Source organism: Streptomyces sp. NPDC046379, assembly GCF_055587785.1.
Window position 1 is genome coordinate 1 of record NZ_JBVJFP010000068.1, and the last position, 1313, is coordinate 1313.

1 protein-coding gene is annotated in these 1313 nt (G+C 72.4%); it reads left to right on the top strand.

Annotated features, from left to right (window positions below):
• Positions 1 to 69: 69 nt before the first annotated feature.
• Positions 70 to 1313, top strand: a 1244-nt coding sequence (locus ACZ6KF_RS34025; RefSeq protein WP_469242036.1) for a nucleotide pyrophosphatase/phosphodiesterase family protein, incomplete at its 3' end; no start/stop codon positions are given.

The following is a 1313-nucleotide window of genomic DNA, read 5'->3' on the forward strand; positions in this document are numbered from 1 at the left end:
CGACGGCATCGCCGCCGAACTGACCCTCGCGCGTGACCTGCTGACCGATCTCGGCCTCAAGGAGCTGCCATGACCCGCCCCGAGGGCCCCACCCCCCTGCTCGTCCTGGACGTCGTGGGCCTCACCCCCCGCCTGCTGGACCACATGCCCCACCTCAAGGCGCTCGCCCGCTCCGGCGCCCACGCCCCCCTCGGCACCGTCCTGCCCGCCGTCACCTGCACCGCCCAGTCCACCTTCCTCACCGGCGCCCCGCCCGCCGAGCACGGCATCGTCGGCAACGGCTGGTACTTCCGCGAACTCGGCGACGTCCTGCTCTGGCGCCAGCACAACGGCCTCGTCACCGGCGACAGACTCTGGGACGCCGCCCGCCGCGCCCACCCCGGCTACACCGTCGCCAACATCTGCTGGTGGTACGCCATGGGCGCCGACACCGACATCACCGTCACCCCCCGCCCCGTCTACTACGCCGACGGCCGCAAGGAACCCGACTGCTACACCCGCCCCGCCGACCTGCACGACGAACTCACCCACAAGTTCGGCACCTTCCCCCTCTTCCACTTCTGGGGACCGGGCGCCGGCCTGGTCTCCAGCCAGTGGATCATCGACGCCACCCGCCACATCCAGCGCACCCGCCGCCCCGACCTCACCCTGTGCTACCTCCCCCACCTCGACTACGACCTCCAGCGCCACGGCCCCGACGACCCCCGCTCCCTCAAGGCCGCCGCCGACCTCGACGCGGCCCTCGCCCCGCTCCTGGACGACGCCCGCACCCAGGGCCGCACCGTCGTCGCCCTGTCCGAGTACGGCATCACCCGCGTCACCCGCCCCGTCGACGTCAACCGCGCCCTGCGCCGCGCCGGACTGCTGGAAGTGCACACCCAGGACGGCATGGAGTACCTCGACCCGATGACCTCCCGCGCCTTCGCCGTGGCCGACCACCAGATCGCCCACGTCTACGTGCGCCGCCCCCAGGACCTCCCCGCAGCCCGCGCCGCCCTCGAAGCCCTGCCCGGCGTCGACCTGATCCTGGACGACCAGGGCAAGAAGGCCCACCACCTCGACCACCCCCGCGCCGGAGAACTGGTCGCCGTGGCCGAGCCGGACGCCTGGTTCACGTACTACTACTGGCTCGACGACGACCGCGCGCCCGACTTCGCGCAGCTCGTCGAGATCCACCGCAAACCCGGCTACGACCCGGCCGAGCTGTTCATGGACCCCCTCGACCCCTACGTCAAGGTCAGGGCCGCCACCGCACTGGCCCGCAAGAAGCTCGGCATGCGCTACCGCATGGCCGTCGTCCCCCTGGACCCCAC